The sequence below is a fragment of the Barrientosiimonas endolithica genome (assembly GCF_030296655.1).
GTDB classification, from domain to species: Bacteria; Actinomycetota; Actinomycetes; order Actinomycetales; family Dermatophilaceae; genus Barrientosiimonas; species Barrientosiimonas humi.
The window spans coordinates 2,153,371-2,177,531 of the sequence record NZ_AP027735.1; the positions used below are offsets into that span (position 1 = coordinate 2,153,371).

24 protein-coding genes and 1 pseudogene are annotated in these 24,161 nt (G+C 73.0%); 12 read left to right on the forward strand and 13 right to left on the reverse strand.

Translation table 11 applies throughout. The features are described 5' to 3' along the window. Positions 1-228 precede the first annotated feature (228 nt). Both folP and QUE40_RS10875 read left to right on the forward strand, forming a co-directional pair. On the forward strand, positions 229-1,083 hold the full coding sequence (gene folP / locus QUE40_RS10870; RefSeq protein ID WP_433996998.1) for a dihydropteroate synthase: 855 nt from the start codon (positions 229-231) through the stop codon (positions 1,081-1,083). A gap of 159 nt (positions 1,084-1,242) precedes the next feature. Then, entirely contained in the window at positions 1,243-1,734 is a 492-nt protein-coding gene (locus QUE40_RS10875; RefSeq protein ID WP_289230968.1) for an MSMEG_1061 family FMN-dependent PPOX-type flavoprotein, read from the forward strand. A 9-nt stretch (positions 1,735-1,743) separates the two neighbouring features. On the opposite strand, the gene QUE40_RS10880 is transcribed toward QUE40_RS10875, so the two are convergent. From QUE40_RS10880 to ispG, 4 genes and pseudogenes are all read right to left on the reverse strand, one after another. Further along, positions 1,744-2,091 carry a DoxX family protein gene (locus tag QUE40_RS10880; protein WP_142007527.1) on the reverse strand — a complete coding sequence of 116 codons (348 nt, stop codon included), beginning with the start codon at positions 2,089-2,091 and terminating at the stop codon, positions 1,744-1,746. 37 nt (positions 2,092-2,128) lie between these two features. Beyond that, the gene (locus QUE40_RS10885) at positions 2,129-2,431 is read right to left on the reverse strand and encodes a GNAT family N-acetyltransferase (RefSeq protein WP_289230969.1); all 303 of its coding nucleotides are present in this window, start codon (positions 2,429-2,431) and stop codon (positions 2,129-2,131) included. Next, positions 2,419-2,847 (reverse strand): DUF4081 domain-containing protein, encoded by a 429-nt coding sequence (locus QUE40_RS10890; RefSeq protein WP_289230970.1) that lies wholly within the window; start codon positions 2,845-2,847, stop codon positions 2,419-2,421. The genes QUE40_RS10885 and QUE40_RS10890 overlap by 13 nt, the downstream gene beginning before the upstream one ends. A 207-nt stretch (positions 2,848-3,054) precedes the next feature. Continuing rightward, positions 3,055-4,214, reverse strand: a pseudogene (gene ispG / locus QUE40_RS10895) (flavodoxin-dependent (E)-4-hydroxy-3-methylbut-2-enyl-diphosphate synthase). A 64-nt stretch (positions 4,215-4,278) separates the two neighbouring features. On the opposite strand from ispG, the gene QUE40_RS10900 reads away from it, so the two are divergent. Next, positions 4,279-5,034 (forward strand): hypothetical protein, encoded by a 756-nt coding sequence (locus tag QUE40_RS10900; RefSeq protein WP_142005658.1) that lies wholly within the window; start codon positions 4,279-4,281, stop codon positions 5,032-5,034. 11 nt (positions 5,035-5,045) lie between these two features. On the opposite strand, the gene QUE40_RS10905 is transcribed toward QUE40_RS10900, so the two are convergent. From QUE40_RS10905 to QUE40_RS10935, 7 genes are all read right to left on the reverse strand, one after another. Next, on the reverse strand, positions 5,046-6,377 hold the full coding sequence (locus QUE40_RS10905; RefSeq protein WP_289233069.1) for a M50 family metallopeptidase: 1,332 nt from the start codon (positions 6,375-6,377) through the stop codon (positions 5,046-5,048). A 45-nt stretch (positions 6,378-6,422) separates the two neighbouring features. Beyond that, positions 6,423-7,634 carry a 1-deoxy-D-xylulose-5-phosphate reductoisomerase gene (dxr, locus tag QUE40_RS10910; RefSeq protein WP_289230971.1) on the reverse strand — a complete coding sequence of 404 codons (1,212 nt, stop codon included), beginning with the start codon at positions 7,632-7,634 and terminating at the stop codon, positions 6,423-6,425. After that, on the reverse strand, positions 7,631-8,389 hold the full coding sequence (locus QUE40_RS10915; RefSeq protein WP_289230972.1) for a hypothetical protein: 759 nt from the start codon (positions 8,387-8,389) through the stop codon (positions 7,631-7,633). The genes dxr and QUE40_RS10915 overlap by 4 nt, the downstream gene beginning before the upstream one ends. Next, positions 8,386-9,621 (reverse strand): hypothetical protein, encoded by a 1,236-nt coding sequence (locus QUE40_RS10920; protein ID WP_289230973.1) that lies wholly within the window; start codon positions 9,619-9,621, stop codon positions 8,386-8,388. The genes QUE40_RS10915 and QUE40_RS10920 overlap by 4 nt, the downstream gene beginning before the upstream one ends. Continuing rightward, the gene (locus QUE40_RS10925) at positions 9,618-9,800 is read right to left on the reverse strand and encodes a hypothetical protein (protein WP_289230974.1); all 183 of its coding nucleotides are present in this window, start codon (positions 9,798-9,800) and stop codon (positions 9,618-9,620) included. The genes QUE40_RS10920 and QUE40_RS10925 overlap by 4 nt, the downstream gene beginning before the upstream one ends. Then, complete coding sequence (locus QUE40_RS10930; RefSeq protein WP_289230975.1) at positions 9,797-10,099, reverse strand: hypothetical protein; 303 nt, start codon at positions 10,097-10,099, stop codon at positions 9,797-9,799. The genes QUE40_RS10925 and QUE40_RS10930 overlap by 4 nt, the downstream gene beginning before the upstream one ends. A gap of 84 nt (positions 10,100-10,183) precedes the next feature. After that, positions 10,184-11,641 (reverse strand): NAD-dependent succinate-semialdehyde dehydrogenase, encoded by a 1,458-nt coding sequence (locus tag QUE40_RS10935; RefSeq protein WP_289230976.1) that lies wholly within the window; start codon positions 11,639-11,641, stop codon positions 10,184-10,186. Between the two features lie 152 nt (positions 11,642-11,793). On the opposite strand from QUE40_RS10935, the gene QUE40_RS10940 reads away from it, so the two are divergent. From QUE40_RS10940 to QUE40_RS10950, 3 genes are all read left to right on the forward strand, one after another. Then, positions 11,794-12,501, forward strand: coding sequence for a hypothetical protein (locus QUE40_RS10940; protein WP_289230977.1), 708 nt, complete (start codon positions 11,794-11,796; stop codon positions 12,499-12,501). A 22-nt stretch (positions 12,502-12,523) separates the two neighbouring features. After that, positions 12,524-13,315 carry an SIR2 family NAD-dependent protein deacylase gene (locus tag QUE40_RS10945; protein ID WP_142005664.1) on the forward strand — a complete coding sequence of 264 codons (792 nt, stop codon included), beginning with the start codon at positions 12,524-12,526 and terminating at the stop codon, positions 13,313-13,315. Positions 13,316-13,442: 127 nt separating this feature from the next. Further along, positions 13,443-14,063, forward strand: coding sequence for a peptidoglycan-binding domain-containing protein (locus tag QUE40_RS10950; RefSeq protein ID WP_289230978.1), 621 nt, complete (start codon positions 13,443-13,445; stop codon positions 14,061-14,063). Between the two features lie 130 nt (positions 14,064-14,193). Here QUE40_RS10950 and QUE40_RS10955 read toward each other — a convergent pair whose 3' ends face one another. Next, positions 14,194-15,642: a gamma-aminobutyraldehyde dehydrogenase gene (locus QUE40_RS10955; protein WP_289230979.1), complete on the reverse strand. Its 1,449-nt coding sequence runs from the start codon at positions 15,640-15,642 to the stop codon at positions 14,194-14,196. Between the two features lie 72 nt (positions 15,643-15,714). Then, a complete protein-coding gene (locus QUE40_RS10960; RefSeq protein WP_289230980.1) occupies positions 15,715-17,088 on the reverse strand; it encodes an L-serine ammonia-lyase in 1,374 nt (457 codons plus the stop codon). Between the two features lie 186 nt (positions 17,089-17,274). Between QUE40_RS10960 and QUE40_RS10965 the strand changes: the two genes are divergently transcribed. From QUE40_RS10965 to QUE40_RS10990, 6 genes are all read left to right on the forward strand, one after another. Beyond that, complete coding sequence (locus tag QUE40_RS10965) at positions 17,275-17,757, forward strand: Lrp/AsnC family transcriptional regulator (RefSeq protein ID WP_142005668.1); 483 nt, start codon at positions 17,275-17,277, stop codon at positions 17,755-17,757. Further along, positions 17,754-19,208: an aspartate aminotransferase family protein gene (locus QUE40_RS10970; protein ID WP_142005669.1), complete on the forward strand. Its 1,455-nt coding sequence runs from the start codon at positions 17,754-17,756 to the stop codon at positions 19,206-19,208. The genes QUE40_RS10965 and QUE40_RS10970 overlap by 4 nt, the downstream gene beginning before the upstream one ends. Before the next feature lie 90 nt (positions 19,209-19,298). After that, positions 19,299-20,504 carry a sensor histidine kinase gene (locus QUE40_RS10975; protein WP_289230981.1) on the forward strand — a complete coding sequence of 402 codons (1,206 nt, stop codon included), beginning with the start codon at positions 19,299-19,301 and terminating at the stop codon, positions 20,502-20,504. Next, on the forward strand, positions 20,501-21,178 hold the full coding sequence (locus QUE40_RS10980; RefSeq protein ID WP_289230982.1) for a response regulator transcription factor: 678 nt from the start codon (positions 20,501-20,503) through the stop codon (positions 21,176-21,178). Before QUE40_RS10975 ends, QUE40_RS10980 begins: the two co-directional genes overlap by 4 nt. Positions 21,179-21,337: 159 nt before the next feature. Beyond that, positions 21,338-22,117 (forward strand): ABC transporter ATP-binding protein, encoded by a 780-nt coding sequence (locus QUE40_RS10985; RefSeq protein WP_142005672.1) that lies wholly within the window; start codon positions 21,338-21,340, stop codon positions 22,115-22,117. Between the two features lies 1 nt (position 22,118). Then, positions 22,119-24,158: an FtsX-like permease family protein gene (locus tag QUE40_RS10990; protein ID WP_289230983.1), complete on the forward strand. Its 2,040-nt coding sequence runs from the start codon at positions 22,119-22,121 to the stop codon at positions 24,156-24,158. Positions 24,159-24,161 lie beyond the last annotated feature (3 nt).

Below are 24,161 nucleotides of genomic sequence, written 5' to 3' on the forward strand. Positions count from 1 at the left end.
CTCCTCGGGTTTAGGACAGCCTTGCTTAGGGCAGGCTGACCTAACCGTGGCACACCCCTCGCCGCGCGCCGACCGGCGGCCCCTGTGGCGCTGGTCACACCGACCACCGCGCTTCGGGTGGAAGGATGACCGGGTGCCTGCGCCGCCGAACCCGCCGCCCGTCGCCCTGCCGCGCCCCCGGCGCTGCGGCTGCGCAAGCGCAGCTTCGACGCCGCCTCCCCCGCCGTCATGGCGATCGTCAACCGCACCCGCGACTCGTTCTGGTCAGGCAACCGGCACGCCGACCTCGACTCCGCGCGCCGTGCGCTCGACGCCGCGGTCGAGGACGGAGCCGACATCGTCGACGTGGGCGGGGTGCGCGCCGGGCAGGAGGGCGAGCGGGTCGACGCGGACGAGGAGATCCGCCGCGTCGTGCCGTTCCTGCAGGACGCCCGGGAGCGCTATCCGCACCTGGTGCTGAGCCTCGACACCTGGCGCTCGGAGGTGGCCCGGGCCGCCGACGGCGTGGTCGACCTGGTCAACGACACCTGGGCCGGGCACGACCCCGATCTGGCCGGCGTGGCCGCGCAGCTCGGCGCGGGACTGGTCTGCTCGCACACCGGGGGCCTGCCGCCGCGCACCGACCCGGTCGACGTGCGATACCGCGACGACCTGGGTGACGACGAGCGAGCCGTGGTGCGCGACGTGCTGGGCGGGTTGCGGGCGGGGGCCGACGCGGCGCTGGCCGCCGGCGTCCCCGCGGAGCGGATCCTGCTCGACCCCACGCTCGACTTCGGCAAGACGACCCGCAACTCGCTGGTCGTGCTGCGGCACACCGCTGACGTCGCGTCGCTGGGATTCCCTGTGCTGCAAGCACTTTCGCGCAAGGACTTCATCGGCGAGACGCTCGACCTCGACGCCGACGACCGGCTCGAGGGCACGCTCGCGGCGACGGCCGTCGCCGCCTGGCTCGGGACGTACGTCTTCCGGGCGCACGACGTGCGCGCCACCAGGCGCGTGGTCGACATGGTCGCCTCGATCCGCGGCGACCGCCCGCCCGCGCTGGCCGTGCGCGGCGAACCTCCGGCCGAAGGAGTCTCGTGACCACCGCCTCCGACCTCGACCTGGCGAGCCTGCCGACGATCGGCAGCGCCGAGGAGCTCACCGCGCTGATCGGGGCGCCCGACGCCGCGGTGCGGGACAAGGCGCAGCCCGCACTGGTCGCGCAGGACCGCGAGTTCCTGGCCGCCTCCCCTGTGCTTCGTGGCCACCCGCGGACCCGACGGCGGCGACGTGTCACCCAAGGGCGACCCGGCGGGGTTCACCCACGTGATCGACGACCGCACGATCGCCATCCCCGAGCGCGCGGGCAATAAACGGATGGACGGGTTCCACAACCTGCTGCACGACTCCCGCGTCGCGCTGATCTTCCTGGTGCCGGGCCAGGGCTACACGCTGCGCGTCAACGGGCGGGCGCGGCTGGTGACCGACGCGCCGTTCTTCGACGAGATGGTCGTGCGCGGGCACCGGCCGCTGCTGGCGATGGTGGTCGAGATCGACGAGGTGTTCAACCACTGCCCTAAGGCGTTCATGCGGTCGGGGGCGTGGAAGCCGCAGACCTGGCAGCCGGAGTCGGTGATGCCGTACGCCGAGCTGGCGAAGGCGAAGTGGCGCGCGAGCGACCCGCCCGAGGAGGTCGACGCGCACTACTCGCCCGAGGCGTACGAGCGCTCGCTCTACCCGAGCGGCGACTGACCGGGTCGGTCAGCGGCCGGCGCGCCACGCGGCGCGCACGAGCGGCGCCTGCAGCGGCAGCCGCAGCAGGGTGCCGGTGCGCATGACCTCGCGCTGCGGCGTCCAGCCCCTGCGCTGCACCGCCCGCTGCGCGTCGAGCGCCATCTGCACGTTGGCGGGCAGCACGGTGAGCAGCAGCGCGGCCGAGGCGATGCCCGCGACGCGGCGTGTGCGGGGCGCGAGAAGCCCTGCGGCACAAGCGATCTCGGCGACGCCGGAGGCCAGCACGAGCTCGCGGTGGGCGGGCAGCACGCGCGGCACGATCGGCTCGAAGATCTGCGGGCGCACGAGGTGCAGCACGCCGGACCCGGCGAACATCGCGGTCACGAGGCGGGCGGTGGGGGCGAGGGTGCGGTCACAGGATCACTGTGGCAAAGGTCGCGACCTGCCGGAAGCCCGCCCCGTGATAGGCGCGCAGCGCCGGCTCGTTGTAGCCGTTGACGTACAGCGAGACGGTCGGCGCCAAGGTCTGCAGCACGTGCTCGACCACGGCGTTCATGGCCGGTGTGGCCAGGCCCTGGCCGCGCCGGTCGGGGGCGACCCACACGCCCTGGATCTGGGCGACCCCCAGCGCCAGCGACCCGACATCGGCCTTGAAGACGACCCGGCCGTCCTCGAGCAGCACGAAGGTGTGCCCGGCGTCGATCAGCGACGCCACGAGCGCGCGGTAGTCGCGGTCGCTGCCGACGTAGGGCGGGTAGCCGATCTCCTCGGTGAACATCGCGGTCGAGGCGGGCAGCACCAGGTCGAGCTCGTCGGGGCGGGCGAGGCGGACCCCGGGTGGCGCTCCAGGCCGGCCTCGGACGGCAGCGTGCTGACGGCCAGCATCGGCTGGTCGGGGCGGAACGAGCGGGGCTGGCCCCAGTGCCGCTGCAGCCGCGCCCACAGGGGCAGCACCTGGTCGGCGAGGCCGAAGATCGACGACGAGCGCCGTCGCTGCCGGCGCAGCCGCCCGGCGAACAGGTCGAGCGCCACCTCGTCGCACTCGATGGGGACCACGTTGGCCGAGGTCCAGCACAGCGAGCGCAGCCCGCCGTCGTCGTCGTCGATGCCGACGGCCGACCCGGGCGACATGAGGCCCCCTCGCGCACCCGCGCGGCGACGAAGACGCTGCTGGCAGGGTCGTGCCCGCACAGCCGCATCACCTCGTCGTGGTCACGCGTCCCCAGGGGGCGGGTCGCGCCGAACGTCCGCAGCACCCCACCAGCCTGCCAAGTCCGGCGCGCTGCGGTGCGGAAATCGACGAGCGGGGCGGGTCGTGGCACGTGCGGGCCGGGGGCCTCAGCCGACCGTGACCTGCGGGGCGCCGGCGGGCTCGCCGTCGACGGGCTCGCCCATCTCCTCGGCGATCCGCATGGCCTCCTCGATCAGGGTCTCGACGATCTGCGACTCGGGCACGGTCTTGATGACCTCGCCCTTGACGAAGATCTGTCCCTTGCCGTTGCCGGAGGCGACGCCGAGGTCGGCCTCGCGGGCCTCGCCCGGGCCGTTGACGACGCAGCCCATGACGGCCACCCGCAGCGGGACCTCCATGCCCTCGAGCCCGGCGGTGACCTCGTCGGCCAGCGTGTAGACGTCGACCTGGGCGCGGCCGCAGGAGGGACAGGAGACGATCTCGAGCTTGCGCGGGCGCAGGTTGAGGCTCTGCAGGATCTGGTTGCCGACCTTGACCTCCTCGACCGGCGGCGCCGACAGCGAGACGCGGATCGTGTCACCGATGCCCTTGCTCAGCAGGGCGCCGAACGCGGTCGCCGACTTGATCGTGCCCTGGAACGCCGGGCCGGCCTCGGTGACCCCGAGGTGCAGCGGCCAGTCGCCGCGCTCGGCGAGCAGCTCGTACGCCCGCACCATCACCACCGGGTCGTTGTGCTTGACCGAGATCTTGAAGTCGTGGAAGTCGTGCTCCTCGAACAGCGACGCCTCCCACACGGCCGACTCGACGAGCGCCTCGGCGGTGGGCTTGCCGTACTTCTCCAGCAGCCGCTTGTCGAGCGACCCGGCGTTGACGCCGATGCGGATCGAGACGTTCGCAGCCTTCGCGCGGCGGGCGATCTCGGCGACCTGGTCGTCGAACTTGCGGATGTTGCCGGGGTTGACGCGCACGGCGGCGCAGCCGGCGTCGATGGCCGCGTAGACGTACTTCGGCTGGAAGTGGATGTCGGCGATCACCGGGATCTGCGACTTCTGCGCGATCGCGGGCAGCGCGTCGGCGTCGTCCTGGCTCGGGCAGGCCACGCGCACGATGTCGCAGCCGGAGGCCGTCAGCTCGGCGATCTGCTGCAGCGTCGCGTTGATGTCGGTGGTCGGGGTGGTGGTCATCGACTGCACCGAGATGGGGGCGTCGCCGCCCACCTCGACCTTGCCGACCTTGATCTTGCGGCTCTTGCGGCGGGGGCCAGCACGGGCGGCGGCGCAGACGGCATACCGAGGGACACGCTCATGCCTTCGAGTATCGCTCACGCCTCGTTTTGCGGAGCACCGTGGGCACCCGTCACCCTGGGAGGGATGCCCGCACCCGAGCCGCCGCCGCTGAACGACCTGGAGCACCTCCTCGTCGCGTCGGCGTCGACCCCGCACGACCACGCCCTCGGGCAGCGGTTCGCGCAGGCCGTGCTGCGCACGTCGATGGGCGTCGCGGGCACCCTGCACCCGGGCCACGAGTTCACGCCGTTCCTGGTCGGCACCACCGCCCGGCACCACGTCGTGGCGTTCACCCACCCGGTCCGGTTCCAGCGGTTCGCCGAGGCCGTGCGCCTCGACCCGCAGATCCAGACCCAGCCGCTCACCGGCCACGACGCGTTCGAGCGGCTGGTCCCGAGCGGCATCCCGCTGCTGATCAACCCGCAGAGCTCGACCGGCCGGGAGCTGTCCGTGCCGCAGATGGTCGACCTGCTGCGCGGCGGCATCGGGGCGCCCGTCGCCCAGACCAACCCGACCGCCGTCGCCGAGACCGCGCCGGTGGCGACGTCGCGATGGGTGGGGCCGCCGGCGTACGTCGTCCCGGGCCTGTACGAGCGGCTCGCCCACTACTTCGACTGGCTCGGCCAGGTCGACGAGGCCGTGCTGCTGTGGTCCCGCGAGGCCGACGGGCGCGAGGGCTACCTGCTGCGCGTGCGCACCCAGCTGCCGCCGCCGCGGGTGCTGAACGACCTCGGCCGGGCCCTCGGGGACCTGCAGGGCCGCCGCCTGGACGCCCGCGTCTACGGCTGGGCAGAACCGCCCTGGACCGACGGCGTCGCGCCGTTCTACCGCCGCCGCTAGTTCTACGGCACTCAGTTCAGGCGAATGGGGTTGACGATGTCGGCGTAGATCAGCAGCCCCGCCATCACGATCAGCACGATCGAGACGCCGTAGGCGAGGGGCAGAGCCTTGGTGACGTCGGCGTACACCGGGCCCTTGACGCCGCGCGCCCGGGCGATCGGGCGCTTGATGCCCTCCCACAGCGCACCGGCGATGTGGCCGCCGTCCAGCGGCAGCAGGGGCAGCATGTTGAACACGAACAGCGCCAGGTTCAGCGACGCGAGCAGGGTCAGCAGCATCACCACCACGCTGCCGGTCGAGTCGGCGGCGCTGGCGACGTCACCCGCGACCCGACCGACCCCGACGACCGAGACAGGGCCGTTGAGGTCGCGCTGACCGTCGCCGAACGCCGCGTAGTAGACACCGACCATCTTCTGCGGGATGCGCAGGAAGACCGCGGCCGTCTGCTTGACGCCCTCACCGACGATCGCCGGGGCCTGGGTGAAGGGTCGCCTCTCAGTGACCTTCGACCCGACCTGGATGCTGACACCGATCATCCCGACCTGCTCCATGACCGGCTGGCCAGTCATGGTCAGGACCCGAACGCCTCGCTCGTCGCGCTTGGGCATCTCGCGCGGCTCGGGCGTGACCGTCAGCTCGACGTTCTTGCCCTCCCGCGCGACCACGACGGGGGTCGCACGCCCGGCGTTGTCGTTGATCAGCGACGTCGCTTCCAGAGTCGTCCGGACCGGCTCCCCCGCCACGGACACGAAGACGTCGCCGGGCTTGAGGCCGGCCTTCCAGGCGGGCGACTGGTTGTCGGGGTCGCACACGGGCGGCTTCTCACCCTGGGCGACCGTGACGGGCAGGCACTCGTTGACCCCCGCGACGCGAGCGCTGGTCTGCTGCGGCAGGCCGATCACGCAGGCCACGCCCACGAGCAGCACCGTGGCGATGAGCAGGTTCATCAGCGGCCCGCCCATCATGATGACGACCTTCTTCCAGACCGGGAGCTTGTAGAACACGCGGTTCTCGTCGCCCTCGCGGATCTCGTCGAAGGAGTCCTCGCGGGCTCGGTCGGTGAGCTGGCTCATCCGCCCCGTGGAGGAGGTGCGCAGCCGGCCGCCGTCGTCCTGGCGGGGCGGCAGCATGCCGATCATGCGGATGTAGCCGCCGAGCGGGATGGCCTTGAAGCCGTACTCGGTCTCGCCCCTGCGCCGCGACCAGATGGTCGGGCCGAAGCCGATCATGTACTGGGTGGTGCGCACGCCGAACTTCTTCGCGGGCACCAGGTGCCCGAGCTCGTGCAGGGCGATCGAGGCCGCGACACCGAGCGCCATGAGCAGCACGCCGAGCAGATACATCACGTCGTCTACGGTCTCATGGCTCCCCGTGGACGACGTACGCCGTCACGGGCGCAGCATCGACCGCGCCTGCTCGCGGGCCCAGTCCTCGGCGGCCAGCACCTGCTCCACCGACAGCTCGCCCGGGTCGGGGTCGTGCCGGTCGACGACCGCGTGGACCACGTCGACGATGTCGACGAACCCGATTCCCCCGTCGTGGAATGCCTCGACGCACTCCTCGTTGGCCGCGTTGTAGACGGCCGGGAAGGTCGAGCCGGCGGCGCCGACCTGGCGAGCCAGGCGTACGGCCGGGAACGCCTCGTCGTCGAGCGGCTCGAACCGCCAGTCGGCGGCCCGGGTCCAGTCGATCGGGGTCTCGGCGTCGGCCACCCGGTCGGGCCAGCCCATCCCGAGCGCGATCGGCACGAGCATCGTGGGCAGCCCGAGCTGGGCGACGACGGCGCCGTCGACGAACTCGACCATCGAGTGGATGAGCTGCTGGGGGTGCACGACGACCTCGATCTGCTCGAACGGCACGTCGAACAGCAGGTGCGCCTCGATGACCTCGAGACCCTTGTTGACCAGGGTCGCGGAGTTGGTCGTGATGACCTTGCCCATCGCGAAGTTGGGGTGCGCCAGCGCCTGGTCGGGGGTCACGTCGGCCAGCTGCTCGCGGGTGCGGCCACGGAACGGGCCGCCGCTGGCGGTCACCACGAGCCGGCGCACCTCGCGCGCGGACCCGGCGCGCAAGCTCTGGGCGATCGCGCTGTGCTCGGAGTCGACCGGCACGATCTGGCCGGGCGCGGCGAGGCGCTTCACGACCGGGCCGCCGACGATCAGCGACTCCTTGTTGGCGAGCGCCAGGGTCGAGCCGGACTCCAGGGCGGCGATCGTCGGGCGCAGGCCGATCGAACCGGTGATCCCGTTGAGCACGACGTCGGCGCCGGAGGCGGCGACCTGGCTCGCGGCGTCGGGACCCACCAGCACCTCGGGCCGGGGACCGCCGCCCGCGAGCGCGGCGATGCGCTCGGTCAGCTCGGCGCGGTCGCCCTGGGCCACGCCCACCAGGGAGGCGCCGGTCGCGACGGCCTGCTCGGCGACCAGCCCGAGGTCGCGCCCGCCCGCCGCGATCGCGGTGATCTCGAACCGGTCCGGGTTGGCCCGGGCGATCTGGATGGCCTGGGTGCCGATCGACCCGGTCGACCCCAGCAGCGCGACCGAGCGTCGCGCCGGCGCGGGATCGTCGTACGTCGGACTCGCCAGGCTCTGCTCGCTCACCCCGGCATCGTGCCAGCCGCGAGCAGCGCGACCACCCGCTCCCCCACCCCCGCGACCGGCAGCGGCTCGAGCTCGGTCGGCCCGGTGGCGCCGGCGACCGCCGCGGCGGCGCAGCTGCCCCGGTCGCCGAGGAGCACGGCGAGCAGCTCGGGGTCGCTGGTGCCGGGTGCGTGCCAGACGGCGGCGTCGACCTGCAGCAGCGGGGTGCCGAGCAGCGACGCGAGCGTGGTGTCGGCCCCGGCCGCGACCGCGGGCAGGTCGGCCTCGACGGGCGGACCGGTGCCGTCGGCGGCGCCCACGTCGGGCAGCCGGTCCTGCAGCGCGGCCGCGAGGCCGTCGAGGTCGAGCGCCCAGAACTCGTGCAGCCCCTCGACGACGACGTCCTCGAGCAGCACGAAGTCGTCGACGACGTAGGCGTAGTGGTCGCTGGCCCACGGCTCGGGCCGGCCGGGGCCCGGCGGGCGCAGCACCTGGACGAGCAGCACCTGCCGGGCGCCGGAGCGCACGTCGAGCAGGTCGGCGAGGTGCTGCGGGACCTCGACCGAGCGACCGTCGTCGGCGAGGTCGAGCCCGCGCGAGCGCAGCCCGCGCAGCGCCGCGCGCAGGGACTGGGTCTGCTCGGTCTCGTCGAGCCGGTCGTGGTGCGGCAGCTGCACGAGCGGGTGGGTGCCGCCGAGCAGCACCAGCTCCTCGTCGGTCAACCGGGTCAGGTGCACCGGCTGTCGCAGCAGCGCGGGCGCCTCCTGGGCGGTCATCGGGTCGCTCCGACGAGCGGCGGGCCCACCGGCGGCTGCGCCGGGGCCGGCGCGGGCGGGGGCGAGGCCGGGGTCGCCGACACGGGCGCGGGCGTGGGCGCCGTGACCGTCAGCTCCTCGGGGAGACGCACCTGCCGGATGTTCCTGGCCTCGGGCGGCTGCTGCCTGCGGTGCAGCTCGGCCAGCCGCCTGGCGGCGTCACCCGTCTGCTGCGGCGTGGCCCGGGCGGGCGGCTGCGGCCGCTTCGGCGGCGGCGGACCCTTGAGCGTGCCGGTGACCTTCAGCGGCTCCGCGCGGCTCAGCAGGCGAGAGATGCTCTGTCGCTTGTCCCAGACGGCGTTGCCGCCCTTCCACAGCATCCAGCCGCCGACGAGCACCGCTCCGGCCACGGCCGTGGGCGGGAAGAACATCAGCGGCGCCCCGACCATGGCCGCGCCGCCGGCCGTGCGGGTGATGACGCCACGGGCGCCCTGATGGCCGTCGCCGTCACGGACGTCCTGGTATCCGGAGTAGACCGTGTCGGCCACACCGACCGGCAGGATCACCCGCCGACCGACCTTGGTGATCGGGCTGTCGCGCAGCGCCGTGATCGTCTTGCTGTCGATGATGCGCCGGGCGGGCGGAGAGGTCAGCACCTTCTGGGCGGCCGGCGAGCGCATCGCCTGACGCGCGCGCCGCTGGGCCGCGGCGATGTCACCCGGCTGGACCAGCGTCTTGCGGGCCACGGCCATCCGGCGCAGGGCCTCGGCGGCTCGCTTCGGGTCGCCCGCGGCCACCGCGGCCTTGTGCTGGTTCACCGCCTGCACCATGGTCTTGCTCGCCCTGCCGGTGGTGATCATCGTGCCGGCGGCGGTGACCGCGTCGCGGGTGCCGTCGGCGTCGAGCCACCACTGGTAGATCTCCGGCGGCACCATGCGAATCAGGCTGTCCTTGAAGCGCTTTCGCAGCCGAACCAGGTCTCTGTGGAGGCCGTTGATCACGCCCTCCTGGTAGGAGATCGCGCGTCGCACCCGCGCGATCTCGTTGTCGTACGCCTGTCGCCCGGAGGGGCCGACCGCGGCCAGCTCCGCCGGCCGGTCGTGCAGCAGCTGGGCCAGGTCTCGCTGCAGCTGACCCCGCTTGGTGAGCGCGGTGCCGGCCAGCCGCTGGATGCGCGACAGCTCACGGCCGAACGCCGCCGCGTCGCGTCCGGCCTGGCCGAGCGTCCGCGCGCCGCTCGTGCTGACCTTCACGTGCTCGAAGGACCGGCCGGCGTGCGCGACCGACGCGCTCCCCGCCAGCCGCGCGCCGCCTGCGCGCCGGCCGACGACGCCGACCGCGAGTGCGCGTTCAGCCGGCCCGCCTGGCGGCCGAGCTCGCGCGAGGCGAGGAACAGCTCCTCCGGACGCCCCGGGAAGCGGTCGCTGCTCATGGGGCGACCCGGAACCGGCGCACCTGGGTGGCGTCGGCCCGTTCGTAGTCGTCGGCCGACTGGCCCGACGCGCGCGCGAGCGCACCGGCCTCGCCCACCAGCCGGCCGCCGGCGCCCTGCCAGGTGCGCGCGACCGAGCCCGCGGTCGCGGCGACGTCGGGGTCGCCCGCGGCGTCACCGAGCCCGCGCAGCAGCCTCAGCAGGTCGCCGGGCAACCCCTCCAACGCCGACGCGCCTCCTGAGCGCGCACGCGAGCTCCCCTGCAGCTCAACGGGATTCGCCGAGTACGAGTTCGACACGTCCCACCTCCTCGTCCACGGTCAACGCTAGACAAGAAGAAGCACCCCCTGCGGAAGTTATCCACAGGGGTGCCGCGGCCGCGCTCAGAGGGCGAGGCCGACGTACTTCGTCTCGAGGTACTCCTCGATGCCCTCGAAGCCGCCCTCGCGGCCGAAGCCGGACGCCTTCACGCCGCCGAACGGCGCCGCCGGGTTGGACACGATGCCCTGGTTGACGCCGACCATGCCGTACTCCAGCGCCTCGCTGACGCGCAGCGCGCGCGACAGGTCCTTGGTGAAGAAGTAGGCGACGAGGCCGTACTCGGTGTCGTTGGCGCGGCGGATCGCGTCGTCGTCGTCGGTGAAGGTCTGGATGCCGGCGACCGGGCCGAAGATCTCCTCGCGCACCATCTGCGCCTCGAGCGGCACGTCGGTGAGCACCGTCGGCGGGTAGAAGTAGCCCGGCTCCTCGCTCGCGGTCCCGCCGGTGACGACGGTGGCGCCGCGCTCGGTGGCGTCGTCGACGAGCGCGGTGACCTTGTCGACGGCCTTGGCGTTGATGAGCGGACCGACCTCGACGCCGTCCTGCGTGCCGTCGCCGACGGTCATCGCGCCCATCCGGTCGGCCAGCTTGCGGGAGAACTCCTGGGCCAGGTCGGCGTGGACGTAGAACCGGTTGGCGGCGGTGCACGCCTCACCGATGTTGCGCATCTTGGCCAGCATCGCGCCCTCGACCGCCGCGTCGACGTCGGCGTCGCCGAAGACGATGAACGGCGCGTTGCCGCCCAGCTCCATCGACACGCGCAGCAGCTGGTCGGCGGACTGCTCGACGAGCCGGCGACCGACCGGGGTCGAGCCGGTGAAGGTGAGCTTGCGGGTGCGCGGGTCGCGGATCAGCGGCTCCATCACGCCACCGGAGTCGCTGGTCGTGACGACGTTGAGCACGCCCTTGGGCAGCCCCACCTCCTCGAGGATCTGGGCCAGCGCCAGCATCGTCAGCGGCGTCTCGGCCGCGGGCTTGACGACCATCGTGCAACCGGCCGCGATCGCCGGGCCGATCTTGCGGGTGCCCATCGCCAGCGGGAAGTTCCACGGCGTGATCATCAGCGTCGGGCCGACCGGCTGCTTCATGGTGACCAGCCGGGTGGCGCCGTTGGGCGCGGTGGACCAGCGGCCCGAGATGCGCACCGCCTCCTCGGAGAACCAGCGGAAGAACTCCGAGCCGTACGTCACCTCGCCCTTGGCCTCGGCGATCGGCTTGCCCATCTCGAGGGTCATCAGCAGCGCCAGGTCGTCGGTGCGCTCGACGATCAGGTCGTACGCCGCGCGCAGCAGCTCGCCCCGCTCGCGCGGCGCGGTGGCGGCCCAGTCGGCCTGCGCCTCGGCCGCAGCGGTCAGCGCCGCGTCGCCGTCGGCGACCGAGGCGTCGGCCACGTCGACCAGCCGCTCCCCCGTCGCCGGATTGTCGACCTCGAGGGTCTTGCCGCCCTCGGCGTCGCGCCACTCCCCACCGATGAAGAGTCGCTTCTCGACCTGCCCCAGCACCGTTGCTGCATCGCTCATGGAGCCAGCGTCTCACCCGGGCGCGACACGCGCTCGCCAGGTCCGCAGCCCGGCCGCGCGAGGATCCTCTCGGCCTGGCACCATGGCGCCCGGGCGCCCGTCGACCAGGGGAACGCGGCGCCCGCCGCGAAGATCTGACGAAGGGGAACGTCATGCACCGCACCACCACCACTCGTACCGCCCGCAGCGCCGTCGCCGTGCTGGCCGCCGCCGCAGCGCTCACGCTGTCGGCCTGCCAGCAGGACGTCGATCCCGGCAGCGGGGGCGCCAGCTCGCCGGCCACGCCCAGCGCCAGCTCGACGCACGACTCCGGCTCCGGCTCCGGCTCGGGTGCGTCGTCCAGCCACGCGCCGAGCACGAGCCAGTCGCCCGGCGCGAGCGAGTCGGAGGGGTCGGGCCAGCAGGCCGGTCGGGTCCGGCTCACGCCGGACGGCAAGGTCAACGGGGTCGGCCTGCCCGCCTCCGTCGACACGGTCACCAAGGCGGTGAACCCCGCGCTCGGGACGCCCACGAAGCGGACCGGCAAGGTCTGCGAGCTGAGCGGCGACACCGGCCCGACGGTGACGCTGGACTACGGCGACATGTCGTTCTACGGCGAGGCGCCCAACGGTGCGCCGATGCGCATCAAGAGCTGGACCATCGACCGCGACAGCGGCAAGCCGATCAACGCGCCGTACGGCGTGGGCATCGGCTTCACCCAGGAGCAGGTCATGAGCATGGTCCCCGGGGCGGAGCTCAACGAGGAGGGGACGGTCTTCAACGACGGGCCGGTCATCACCAAGGGCGACCTGACGTACTTCCTCGCGCGCAACAAGCCCACGGTGATCTCGATCATGTACCGCGCGGTCACCTGCGAGTGACCCGCGACGTACGGTGGAGCGCATGTCCGCCGTCGCGCCCGACAGCATCGCCGAGCTCGCCGACCTGGTCGCCCGCAGCGCCCGGGTGGTGGTGTTCAGCGGGGCCGGCATCTCGACCGAGTCCGGCATCCCCGACTTCCGCTCGCCGGGCGGGGTGTGGACCCGGTACGACCCGACCCAGCTGACCTTCGAGCGCTACGTCGACGACCCCGACGTGCGTCGGCAGTCCTGGCAGATGCGCCGCGAGTTCTTCGACGCCGCGCCACGGCCCAACGCAGCGCACCGGGCCGTGGCGCGGCTCGAGCGCTCCGACCAGGGGCTCGGCGTGATCACCCAGAACATCGACGGACTCCACCAGGAGGCCGGTGCGCGGACCGTCGTCGAGGTGCACGGCACCGCCCGCGAGGTCATGTGCATCGGTGAGCGCCCGCTCGGCGGCGTGCCCGACGGCTGCGGCTTCCGCGCCGACCACGACTGGGTCGTCGGGCTGCTCGACGCCGGCGAGGCGGACCCGCGCTGCCCCGGGTGCGGCGGCCTGGTGAAGTCGGCCACGGTGAGCTTCGGGCAGGTGCTGTTCCCCGAGGCGATCGCCGCGGCCGAGCGGCTCGCGGGCGAGGCCGACCTGATGATCGCGGTCGGCAGCTCGCTGCAGGTGTTCCCCGCGGCGGGGCTGCCTATGGAGACCATCACCAGCGGCGGCCGGCTCGCCATCGTCAACGACGAGGAGACCCCGCTCGACGAGCTGGCCGCCGTCGTGGTGCGCGGGCGCGCGGGCGAGGTGCTCCCCGAGGCGCTGAAGGCGTACAGCGGGTAGGGCGGTGGCGGCAAGGCCGGGAGAGGATCCTCTCCTGCGCCATCCCCGGCCGCGGTCGTACGTCCTTCTCGTGCGACAACCCGTCGCGGGCCCGCGGGCTCCCGCGGGCCGAGAGGCAAGGGGAGACATGCAGCACCTGCGCAGCACCACCGTTGCTCTGTGCGCCGCCGGCGCACTCGTCACGACGCTGGGGGTCGGAACGCCCAGCGCCAGCGCCGACCCGGCGCCACCCATCCCGTCCGCCACCAACCGCACCGCGACGACCACCGCGACCACCACGTCGGTCCCGAGCAACTTCGTGATCGACACGATGGGGCTCGGCCGCCGGGACGAGGCGGGGTCGACCTACCGCCCGGTCGCGATGACGCAGCTGCTGCTGCGCCGCTGGGCGCCGAGCCTCGCGGTCGACGGCAGCTTCGGCTACCAGACCCAGGCTGCGGTCCAGGCGTTCCAGCGAGCCGAGGGCCTGACGGTCACCGGCAAGCTCGCCCGCGCCGACTTCTACCGGCTGTTCGCTCGCCAGACGGTGCGCTACGGCGACACCGGCGACGCCGTGCGCAGCCTGCAGATCGGCCTCGCGCGCAGCCGCAGCCTCGCGGTCGACGGGTCGTTCGGGTCCGCGACCCTCTCGGCCGTCCGCAGCGAGCAGGCGACCCACGGCCCCTGCCACGGCACCGGCGTCGACGGCATCGCCGGCCCGATCACCCGGATGATGCTGTTCGAGTACGAGCACGACTCCGCCTGCTGACAAGGGCGGCACAGATACAGCGACGGCGGCACAGAAGTTTCGTGTGCCGCCGTCGTCGTATGTGTGCCGCCGTCGACGAGGCGGACCGGCCCGTGCCGGTCCGCCTCGCGTGTCGTTCGGGTCGTGACGGTCAGCTGTCGATGTTGGCCATCACGTGCTTGATGCGCGTGTAGTCCTCGAAGCCGTACATCGACAGATCCTTGCCGTAACCGCTGTGCTTGAAGCCGCCGTGCGGCATCTCGGCGACGAGCGGGATGTGGGTGTTGATCCAGACGCAGCCGAAGTCGAGCGCCTTGGAGACCCGCATGGCACGGCCGAAGTCCTTGGTCCAGACCGAGGAGGCGAGGCCGTACTGCACGCCGTTGGCCCAGGAGATCGCCTCGGCCTCGTCGGTGAAGGTCTGCACGGTGATGACCGGGCCGAAGATCTCGTTCTGGATCGCCTCGTCGTCCTGCTTGAGCCCGTCGACGACCGTCGGCTCCAGGAAGAAGCCGTCGCCGAGGCTGCTCACCCGGTTGCCACCGGTCGCGATGCTGGCGTGCTGCGGCAGCCGCTCGAGCATGCCCGTCACGTGGGCCAGCTGGTTGCTGTTGTTGACCGGGCCGAACAGCGCGTCGTCGTCGTCGGGCATGCCGACCTTGGCGTTGCTCTTGGCGTAGTCGGCGAGCGCCGCGACGAAGTCGTCGTGCACCCGCGGGGCCGCGAGCACGCGGGTGGCGGCGGTGCAGTCCTGGCCGGCGTTGAAGTATCCGGCGGTCGCGATGCCCTCGACCGCGGCCTCGATGTCGGCGTCGTCGAAGACGATGACCGGGGCCTTGCCGCCGAGCTCGAGGTGCACCCGCTTGACGTCCTTGGCGGCCGACTCGGCCACCTGGATCCCGGCGCGCACCGAGCCGGTGATCGCGACCAGCTGCGGGGTCTGGTGCTCGACCAGCGCCTGACCGGTGCTGCGGTCGCCGGTGATCACGTTGAACGTGCCGGCCGGCAGGAACTCCGCGGCCAGCTCGGCCATGAGCAGCGTGGTCTCGGGCGTGGTGTCGCTCGGCTTGAGGACGATGGTGTTGCCCGCGGCGAGCGCCGGGGCGATCTTCCACATCGCCATCATCATCGGGTAGTTCCACGGGGTCACCTGGCCGACGACGCCGATCGGCTCGCGCCGGATCCACGAGGTATGCCCCTTCATGTACTCCGCCGAGGCGCGGCCCTCGAGCACGCGCGCGGCGCCGGCGAAGAAGCGCAGCTGGTCGACCATGACCGGCACCTCCTCGGTGGTGGTCAGGGCGTACGGCTTGCCGGTGTTCTCGGCCTCGAGCTTGACGAAGTCGTCGGCCCGCTTCTCGATGGCGTCGGCGAACTTCAGCAGCGCCTCCTGCCGCTCCCCCGGCGTGGTCTGGCCCCACTCGCCGAAGGCGCGCTCCGCGGCGGAGTAGGCCGCGTCGACGTCGGCCTCGCTGGACACCGGCGCCTTGGCCACGACCTGGCCGGTGGACGGGTTGACGATGTCCTGCGTCGCGTCGGTCTGCGCCTCGGCATAGCTGCCGTCGATGAAGTTGCGCAGGGCGCGGGGTGAGGTGCTCACTGGGGGCTCCTTCGTTGTCGTCGTTGACGTGGTCGAGCGTATCCGTGGGGTACGCCCTCGATCAGCGGGTCGTCAGCACTCGATGACGTTGACCGCGAGGCCGCCGCGGGCGGTCTCCTTGTACTTCACGGACATGTCGCGACCGGTGTCGCGCATGGTCTTGATGGCCTTGTCGAGCGAGACCGTGTGCACGCCGCTGCCGTTCAGCGACAGGCGGGCCGCGTTGATCGCCTTGACCGAGGCGATGGCGTTGCGCTCGATGCACGGGATCTGCACGAGACCGCCGACCGGGTCGCAGGTCAGGCCGAGGTTGTGCTCGATGCCGATCTCGGCGGCGTTCTCGACCTGGGTGGGGGTGCCGCCCAGCACCTCGCACAGCGCGCCGGAGGCCATCGCGCAGGCCGAGCCGACCTCGCCCTGGCAGCCGACCTCGGCGCCGGAGATGGAGGCGTTCTCCTTGAACAGGATGCCGATGGCGGCGGCGGTCAGCAGGAACTTCACGATCGCGTCGTCGTCGGCGCCGTCGACGAACCGCACGTAGTAGTGCAGGACGGCGGGGATGATCCCGGCCGCCCCGTTGGTCGGCGCGGTGACGACGCGGCCGCCGGAGGCGTTCTCCTCGTTGACCGCGAGCGCGAACAGGTTGACCCAGTCCATGACGCGCAGCGGGTCGTCGCGCAGCTCGCCCCGGGTGAGCGCCTGGTGCAGCGCGGGGGCCCGCCGCGGCACCTTCAGCCCGCCGGGCAGGGTGCCCTCGTGCTCGATGCCGTTCTGGACGCACTCGGCCATGACCGACCAGATGCGCAGCATCCCGTCGCGGATCTCCTCGTCGGTGCGCCAGACCCGCTCGTTGCGCCACATCACCTCGCTGACGCTGAGCCCCTCGCGCTCGCAGATCTCGAGCAGCTGGGCGCCGGTGGTGAAGTAGAGCGGGAGCCGGGTGTCGTCCTGGACCACCCGGTCCGCGCCGGTCGCGGACTCGTCGACCACGAAGCCGCCGCCGACCGAGTAGTAGGTGTGCTCGGCGAGGACCTCGCCGGCGTGGTCGTACGCCCGGAAGGTCATGCCGTTGGGGTGGGTCGGGAGCGACTTGCGCCGGTGCATCACCAGGTCGGCGTCGGGGTCGAACGCGACGGTGTGCCGGCCCGCGAGCCGCACCTCGCGGCCGCTCTTGATCGTCGCGACGCGCTCGTCGGCGCTGCCGGTGTCGCACCCCTCGGGCGTCTCGCCCTCGAGGCCCAGCAGCACCGCCTTGTCGGAGCCGTGGCCGTGCCCGGTCGCGCCCAGCGAGCCGAACAGCTCGGCCTGCACGCGGGCGACCCGGTCGAGCCGGCCGTCGGCCACGACGCCGTCGACGAAGGTCTTCGCGGCGCGCATCGGCCCCACCGTGTGCGAGGACGACGGGCCGATGCCGATCGAGTAGAGGTCGAACGCGCTGAGTGCCATGCCGCGCTGCTCACTTCCGTCGGGGCGAGCGTCGTCTGCCGCGTGCCCGGCCGGTCGCCGGGCGAGTCGTGCGGTGCCTCGACGACGCTGGCGAGACACCAGGATCAGCATAAGCCGCGGACCCCGACCTTCGGAATCCCTCGTGGAATGCTTGTCAGACCACGGATTCCGCGGCACCATGGCCGCATGTCGGCACCTGCGCGCCCCGCCTCCACGGGTCCCGTCGTGCTCGACGAGGTCGCCAAGGCGATCGTGCGCATCCTGCAGCACGACGGCCGCACGCCGTACGCCACCATCGCCCGCGAGGTCGGCCTCTCCGAGGCCGCCGTGCGGCAGCGCATCCAGCGCCTGCTCGACAGCGACCTGGTGCAGATCGTCGCCGTGACCGACCCCGCGCAGGTCGGCTTCACCCGGCAGGCGCTCATCGGCATCAGCACCACCGGCGACAGCCAGCGGGTCGCCGACCGGCTGAGCGCGCTCGAGGAGGTGTCCTACGTCGTGAGCACGACCGGGCGCTACGACCTGCTCGTCGAGGTGGTCTGCACCGACGACGACCACCTGCTCACGCTGCTGCAGAAGACGATCCGCGGCACCCGGGGCGTGACCGCCACCGAGACGTTCCAGTACCTCAAGCTGAACAAGCAACGCTACGACTGGGGAGCGAGATGAGCACGAGCACGACCAACACGACCACCACCGACGGCACCCCCGAGGGCGTCGGCACGACGCCGAAGGGCACCCCGCGCTACGACGCCGCCCGCGACCACCTGTGGGGTCACTTCACCCGGCAGTCGGTCTACGAGCCGACCGAGACGGGCGGGCTCGGGCAGACCGTGCCGACGATCGTCAAGGGCGAGGGCGCCTACATCTGGGACGCCGACGGCAAGAAGTACCTCGACGGCCTCTCCGGGCTGTTCGTCGTGCAGGCCGGTCACGGGCGCGAGGAGCTCGCCGAGGCCGCCGCGAAGCAGGCGCGCGACCTGGCCTTCTTCCCCATCTGGTCCTACGCCCACCCGCCGGCCATCGACCTCGCCGAGCGGCTCGCGGGGTACGCCCCCGGTGACCTCAACCGGGTCTTCTTCACCACCGGTGGCGGCGAGGCGGTCGAGACCGCCTGGAAGCTCGCGAAGCAGTACTTCAAGCTCACCGGCAAGCCGGGCAAGCACAAGGTGATCAGCCGCTCGATCGCGTACCACGGCACCCCGCAGGGCGCGCTGTCGATCACCGGGCTGCCGCCGCTGAAGGAGATGTTCGAGCCGCTGGTGCCGGGCGCGTTCAAGGTGCCCAACACCAACATCTACCGCGCGCCCAGCGACGAGCTGCGTTCTGACGCAAAGGCTTTCGGCCGCTGGGCCGCCGACCGCATCGCCGAGGCCATCGAGTTCGAGGGCCCCGACACGGTTGCCGCCGTCTTCCTCGAGCCGGTGCAGAACGCCGGCGGCTGCTTCCCGCCGCCGCCCGGATACTTCGAGCGCGTGCGCGAGATCTGCGACGAGTACGACGTGCTGCTCGTCTCCGACGAGGTGATCTGCGCGTTCGGCCGCATCGGATCGATGTTCGCCTGCGACGACTTCGGCTACGTGCCCGACATGATCACCTGCGCCAAGGGCATGACCTCGGGCTACTCCCCCATCGGCGCGATGATCGCGAGCGACCGGCTGTTCGAGCCGTTCAAGCAGGGCGCGACGTCCTTCCCGCACGGCTACACCTTCGGCGGCCACCCCGTGTCGGCCGCCGTCGCGATGGCCAACCTGGACATCTTCGAGCGGGAGACCCTGAACGACCGCGTGCACCAGAACGCCCCGGCCTTCCGGCGCACGCTGGAGAAGCTCGGCGACCTGCCGATCGTCGGTGACGTGCGCGGGGAGGGCTACTTCTACGGGATCGAGCTGGTCAAGGACAAGGAGACCCGCGAGACGTTCAACGACGACGAGGCCGAGCGGATGCTGCGCGGCTTCCTGTCGAAGGCGCTGTTCGACGCCGGGCTCTACTGCCGCGCCGACGACCGCGGCGATCCGGTCGTCCAGCTCGCGCCGCCGCTGATCTGCGGCCAGGCCGAGTTCGACGAGATCGAGCGGATCCTGCGCGGGGTGCTCACCGAGGCCTGGAACATCCTCTAGCGCCGCCACCCCCTAGTGAGCGAGGCGGATCGGCATGCCGATCCGCCTCGCTCATTCTTGAGGTAGGAGCGGCTCGCCTAGGCTCACGGCGTGCGCACCGAGCCGCTGCTGGAGCAGCCGACGCGCCCCACCTGGGGTGACTGGCTGCTCGTCGGCCTGCTGTGGACGTTTGCCGGCCTGCCCTACCTCGTCGGCGCCCAACCGGCCGTTCTCGCCGTCGTCGCGACCGTGCAGATCGTGCCGCTCGCCTGGCGACGGGCCCACCCCGTCGTGGTGTTCGGGACGGTCGCGCTGGCGACGCTCAGCCAGGTCCCGTTCTCGGACAACGTGATCGCGGCCAACATCGCACTCCTGTTCGCGCTGTACTCCCTCGCGGCCTGGGCCTCGAGCAACCTCGAGCTCGTGCTCGGCCTCAGCGTCTGCGCTGTAGGCGCGCTGGTCGCCGGGGCCGACTGGGCCGAGTTCGCCGCGGTCGAGCCGGGGGCCGGCTTCCCGTGGCGGCTGTTCGTCATCACGGCGGTGATGTGCCTGGCGGTGACCGTGGCCGCGGCCGCGCTGGGCGACGCGGCCCGCCGCCGGCGCCAGCTCGTGCTGCAGCTGCGCGCCCGGGCCGAGGACGCCGAGCGCGAGCGCGACCAGCACGCCCAGCTCGCCGCGCAGAGCGAGCGCACCCGCATCGCCCGCGAGATGCACGACGTCGTCGCGCACGCGCTGGCGGTGATCGTCGTGCAGTCCGACGGCGCGGCCTACGCCGTGCGCCACACCGGCTCGGTCGGCACCGCGGCCGACGCCCTGGAGACCATCGGCGCGACCAGCCGCGAGGCGCTGGCCGAGACCCGCCGCCTCGTGGGGGTGCTGCGCGAGGAGGGCTCGGCCGCCGAGCTCGCGCCGTCGGCCGGCGCAGGCGACATCGCCACCCTCGTCGACCGGGTGCGCGACGCGGGCCTGCCCGTCCAGCTCGAGACCGACGGCGCGCTGGAGGGGCTGCCGCGCGAGGTCGGCGCCGCGGCATACCGCGTCGTGCAGGAGGCGCTCACCAACGTCATCAAGCACGGCGGGCCCGACGCCACCGCGTCCGTCACGATCACCCGGGCCGACGACCGGCTCGAGGTGACGGTGAGCGACACCGGGCGCGGCCTGCTGCCCGGCGCCGACGACCAGCACGGGCACGGCCTGGTCGGGATGCGAGAGCGTACGTCGGTGCTGGGCGGGTCGTTGCGCACCGGTCCGCGCCCGGGCGGGGGCTTCGTGGTGACCGCCGAGATTCCTTGTGGGGAAAGGACTTCCGCGACATGACCGACACGATCCGACTGATGCTCGTCGACGACCAGCAGATGGTGCGGGCAGGCTTCCGCATGGTGCTCGACGCGCAGCGCGACATGGCCGTCGTGGCCGAGGCCGGCGACGGCCAGGAGGCGGTCGACCTGCTGCGCCCGGCCCCCGACGCGGTCGACGTGGTGCTCATGGACGTGCGCATGCCGCGCCTCGACGGGGTCGCCGCCACCGAGCAGGTCAGCGCGCTCGACCCCGCGCCCCGGGTGCTGGTGCTCACGACGTTCGACCTCGACGAGTACGTCTTCGCCGCCCTGCGCGCCGGCGCCTCCGGGTTCCTGCTCAAGGACGCCGGGCCCGAGGAGCTGCTGCTGGCGATCCGCGCCATCCACGCCGGGGACTCGGTGGTCGCCCCGTCGGCCACCCGGCGTCTGCTCGAACAGGTGGTGCCCACGCTGCCCAGCGCCGAGGCGGCCGACCGCACCGCTCGGCTCGACGTGCTGACGCCGCGCGAGCGCGAGGTCCTGGTCGCCGTCGGCCGGGGCCTGTCCAACGGCGAGATCGCGAGCGAGCTGTTCCTCGCCGAGCCGACGGTCAAGACGCACATCGGCCGCATCCTGGCCAAGCTCGACCTGCGCGACCGGGTGCAGATGGTCGTGCTGTGCTACGAGACCGGCCTGGTGCGCGTCGGGGACTAGCGCTCCCGCTCCACCCGCTCCCGCTCCACCCGCGGTCGCCCGCGCGAGCCGCGCCCGTCATACCGCGGTCGTAGGCCGGTCGAGACAGTCGCACGATGTGCCGCCCACCCTCGAATCCCTAACGTCGACAACGACGTTCAGCCGACAGAGGGGAACCCCGTGCACACCACCACCGCACCGTCCGACCGGCCCGCACCGATCGGCGCCGACACCAACGCCGCCGCGGTCGTGGGCCGTGGCCTGGTGAAGACGTACGGCCAGGGCGACGCCCAGGTCGTGGCGCTCGACCACGTCGACGTGGCGTTCGGCCGGGGCCGGTTCACCGCGATCATGGGCCCGTCGGGGTCCGGCAAGTCGACGCTCATGCACTGCCTCGCCGGCCTCGACACGCTCACCGCGGGCGAGGTGGTGCTCGGTGGCCGGTCGCTGACCGGGCTGTCCGACGACCAGCTCACCCGGGTGCGCCGCGACCACGTCGGCTTCGTCTTCCAGAGCTTCAACCTGCTGCCGACGCTGAGCGCGGCCGACAACGTCCGGCTGCCGCTGCGGCTCGCCGGTCAGCGGCCGGACCCGGCCTGGTGGGACCACGTGATCGGCGTGCTCGGCCTCGGCGACCGGCTGCAGCACCGGCCGAGCGAGCTGTCGGGCGGCCAGCAGCAGCGGGTCGCGGTGGCGCGAGCCCTGATCTCGCGCCCGGCCGTGGTGTTCGCCGACGAGCCGACCGGCGCGCTCGACTCGGTCACCGGCGCCGGCCTGCTGGCCGCCCTGCGCGCGTCGGTGCACGAGATGGGACAGACCGTCGTCATGGTGACCCACGACCCCGGCGCCGCCGCCTACGCCGACCGCGTGGTGCTGCTCGCCGACGGGCGCCTCCAGGGCGAGCTGCAGCGCCCGACCGCCGACACGGTGCTCGACGCGCTGCGCGGACTGGGGGCCTGACATGGGATCGGTCACCCTGGCCGAGCTGCGGCACGGCCTGCGCCGCTGGCTCGCACCGGCCGTCGCCGTCGTGCTCGGCGTCGCCTTCCTCACCGCCACCCTCGCGATGCGATCGACGCTCAACGCGACCGTCGAGCGCTTCGCCGCCGCCCAGGTTGCCGGCGCCGACGCCGTGGTGAGCCCGCCCGGAAAGTCAAGCAGCACAACGGGTCTCACGGCCGACCAGCTGCAGACCGTGCGTCAGCTTCCGGGCGTCACGCAGGTCGACGTGGAGCAGAGCGCGACGACCACCGTGCGTGGCCCGGACGGTGCACCGCTCGACGTGGTCGCCCGCACGGTCGACCCGGACCAGGTCGTCCTGCTCTCCGGCCGTACGCCCGCGGGGCCTGGCCAGGTCGTGCTCAGCGAGTCCGCCGCGAGCGCCCTCGGTGCCACGACCGGGTCGGTCGTCACGGTCGGGGGCGCCCCCGGCCGCGCCGAGTCGCGTCAGGTGGCCGGCATCGTCCGCGTCCCCGGCTCGACGGGGGTCGCCGTGGTGATCGGCACCTCGGGCGAGCTGACCCGGTGGAGCGGCACGACGGCGTACGACGCGCTGCTGGTGCGCGCCGGAGGCGACCAGGCCGCGACGGCCGACCGGCTCCGGGCCGCGCTCGGCAGCGGTGTGACCGTGCGCACCGCCGACGCCGAGATCGCCGCCCGCGTCGACCGGTTGGTGGTCGGGATCAGCCAGATCACCATGTTCTTTGCGGTGTTCGCGATCGTCGCGATCTTCGTGTCGGCGCTGGTCATCGCCAACACGTTCCAGATCCTGCTCGCCCAGCGGTCGCGGCAGCTGGCGCTGCTGCGCTGCGTCGGCGCCTCGCGCCGTCAGGTGACGCGCTCGGTCGTGGGCGAGGCCGTGGTGCTCGGGCTGCTTGCGTCTGCGGTCGGCGTCGCCGTCGGCCTCGCACCGGTCGCTGCCCTCGCCGCCGTCAGCGACACCGTGCAGCTGGTGCAGCTGCCCATCGAGTCGCTGCGCGTCTCGGCCCTGGAGCTGCTGGTGCCGGTGGCCGTCGGTCTCACGGTCACCGTGCTGGCCGCGCTGCAGCCGGCCCGGCGCGCCTCGCGCGTCGCGCCCCTGGCGGCGCTGCGCCCCGAGCTGTCCGGCCCCGCGCAGACCCGCGCCTCGCGGCTGCGGCTGCTCGCGGGCGGCACCACCGGCGCGCTGGGCTTCACCGGCCTGCTGGTGTCGGCGCTGCGCGGCGAGGCGCTCCCGGCCGTGCTGTGCGGGGTGCTGTCCTTCCTCGGTGTGGTGCTGGTGGCGCCGGTGGTCGTGCCGCTGCTGGCGCGCGGCCTCGGCCGCATCGCCCGGGTCGCCGGGGTGCCCGGCGAGCTGGCGACCGACAACACCGTGCGCAACCCCCGACGTACGGCCGCGACCAGCACCGCGCTGCTCGTCGGCATCACCCTGATGGCCACCATGCTCGTCGGGGCACAGACCAGCCGCGCGGCCATCGCCGACGCCGTCGACAGTCAGTACGCCCTCGACGTCTCGCTCGACGCCAAGGGCCAGGCGGTCGCGCCGGCCCTGGTCGAGCGGGTCGAGCGCATCGACGGGGTCGAGCGCACCGCCCGGCTGCGCGCCGGGAAGGTGAGCGTCGGCGGGTCCCGGGCCGCCCGCGAGCAGACGGTGCTCGGGCTGCCGAGCGACGCCACCGCGGTGCTGCGCGACCCGAGCGTCGTGACGGCCGCGGCGCCCGGCACCGTGCTGGTCGACGAGCTGAGCGCCGCCGACCTCGGCATCGGCGACGGCGACCCGGTGCGCCTCGGCCCGGTCACCCTGACGGCCCGCGTCACCGACCGGTCGCTCGACGCGTTCGTGGTGACCGCCCAGGACCTCGCCCGCATCGCGCCCGACGCCCCGGTCGCGGCGCTGTGGCTGCGGCTGTCCCCCGGGGCGGACGCCGGCCAGGTCGTCGGCGCCGTGCAGCGCGCGACCGCCGGCACCGAGGTCGAGGTCGGGGCTCCGCCGGCGCCCGCGCCGAGCTGGACAGCCTGGTGAACC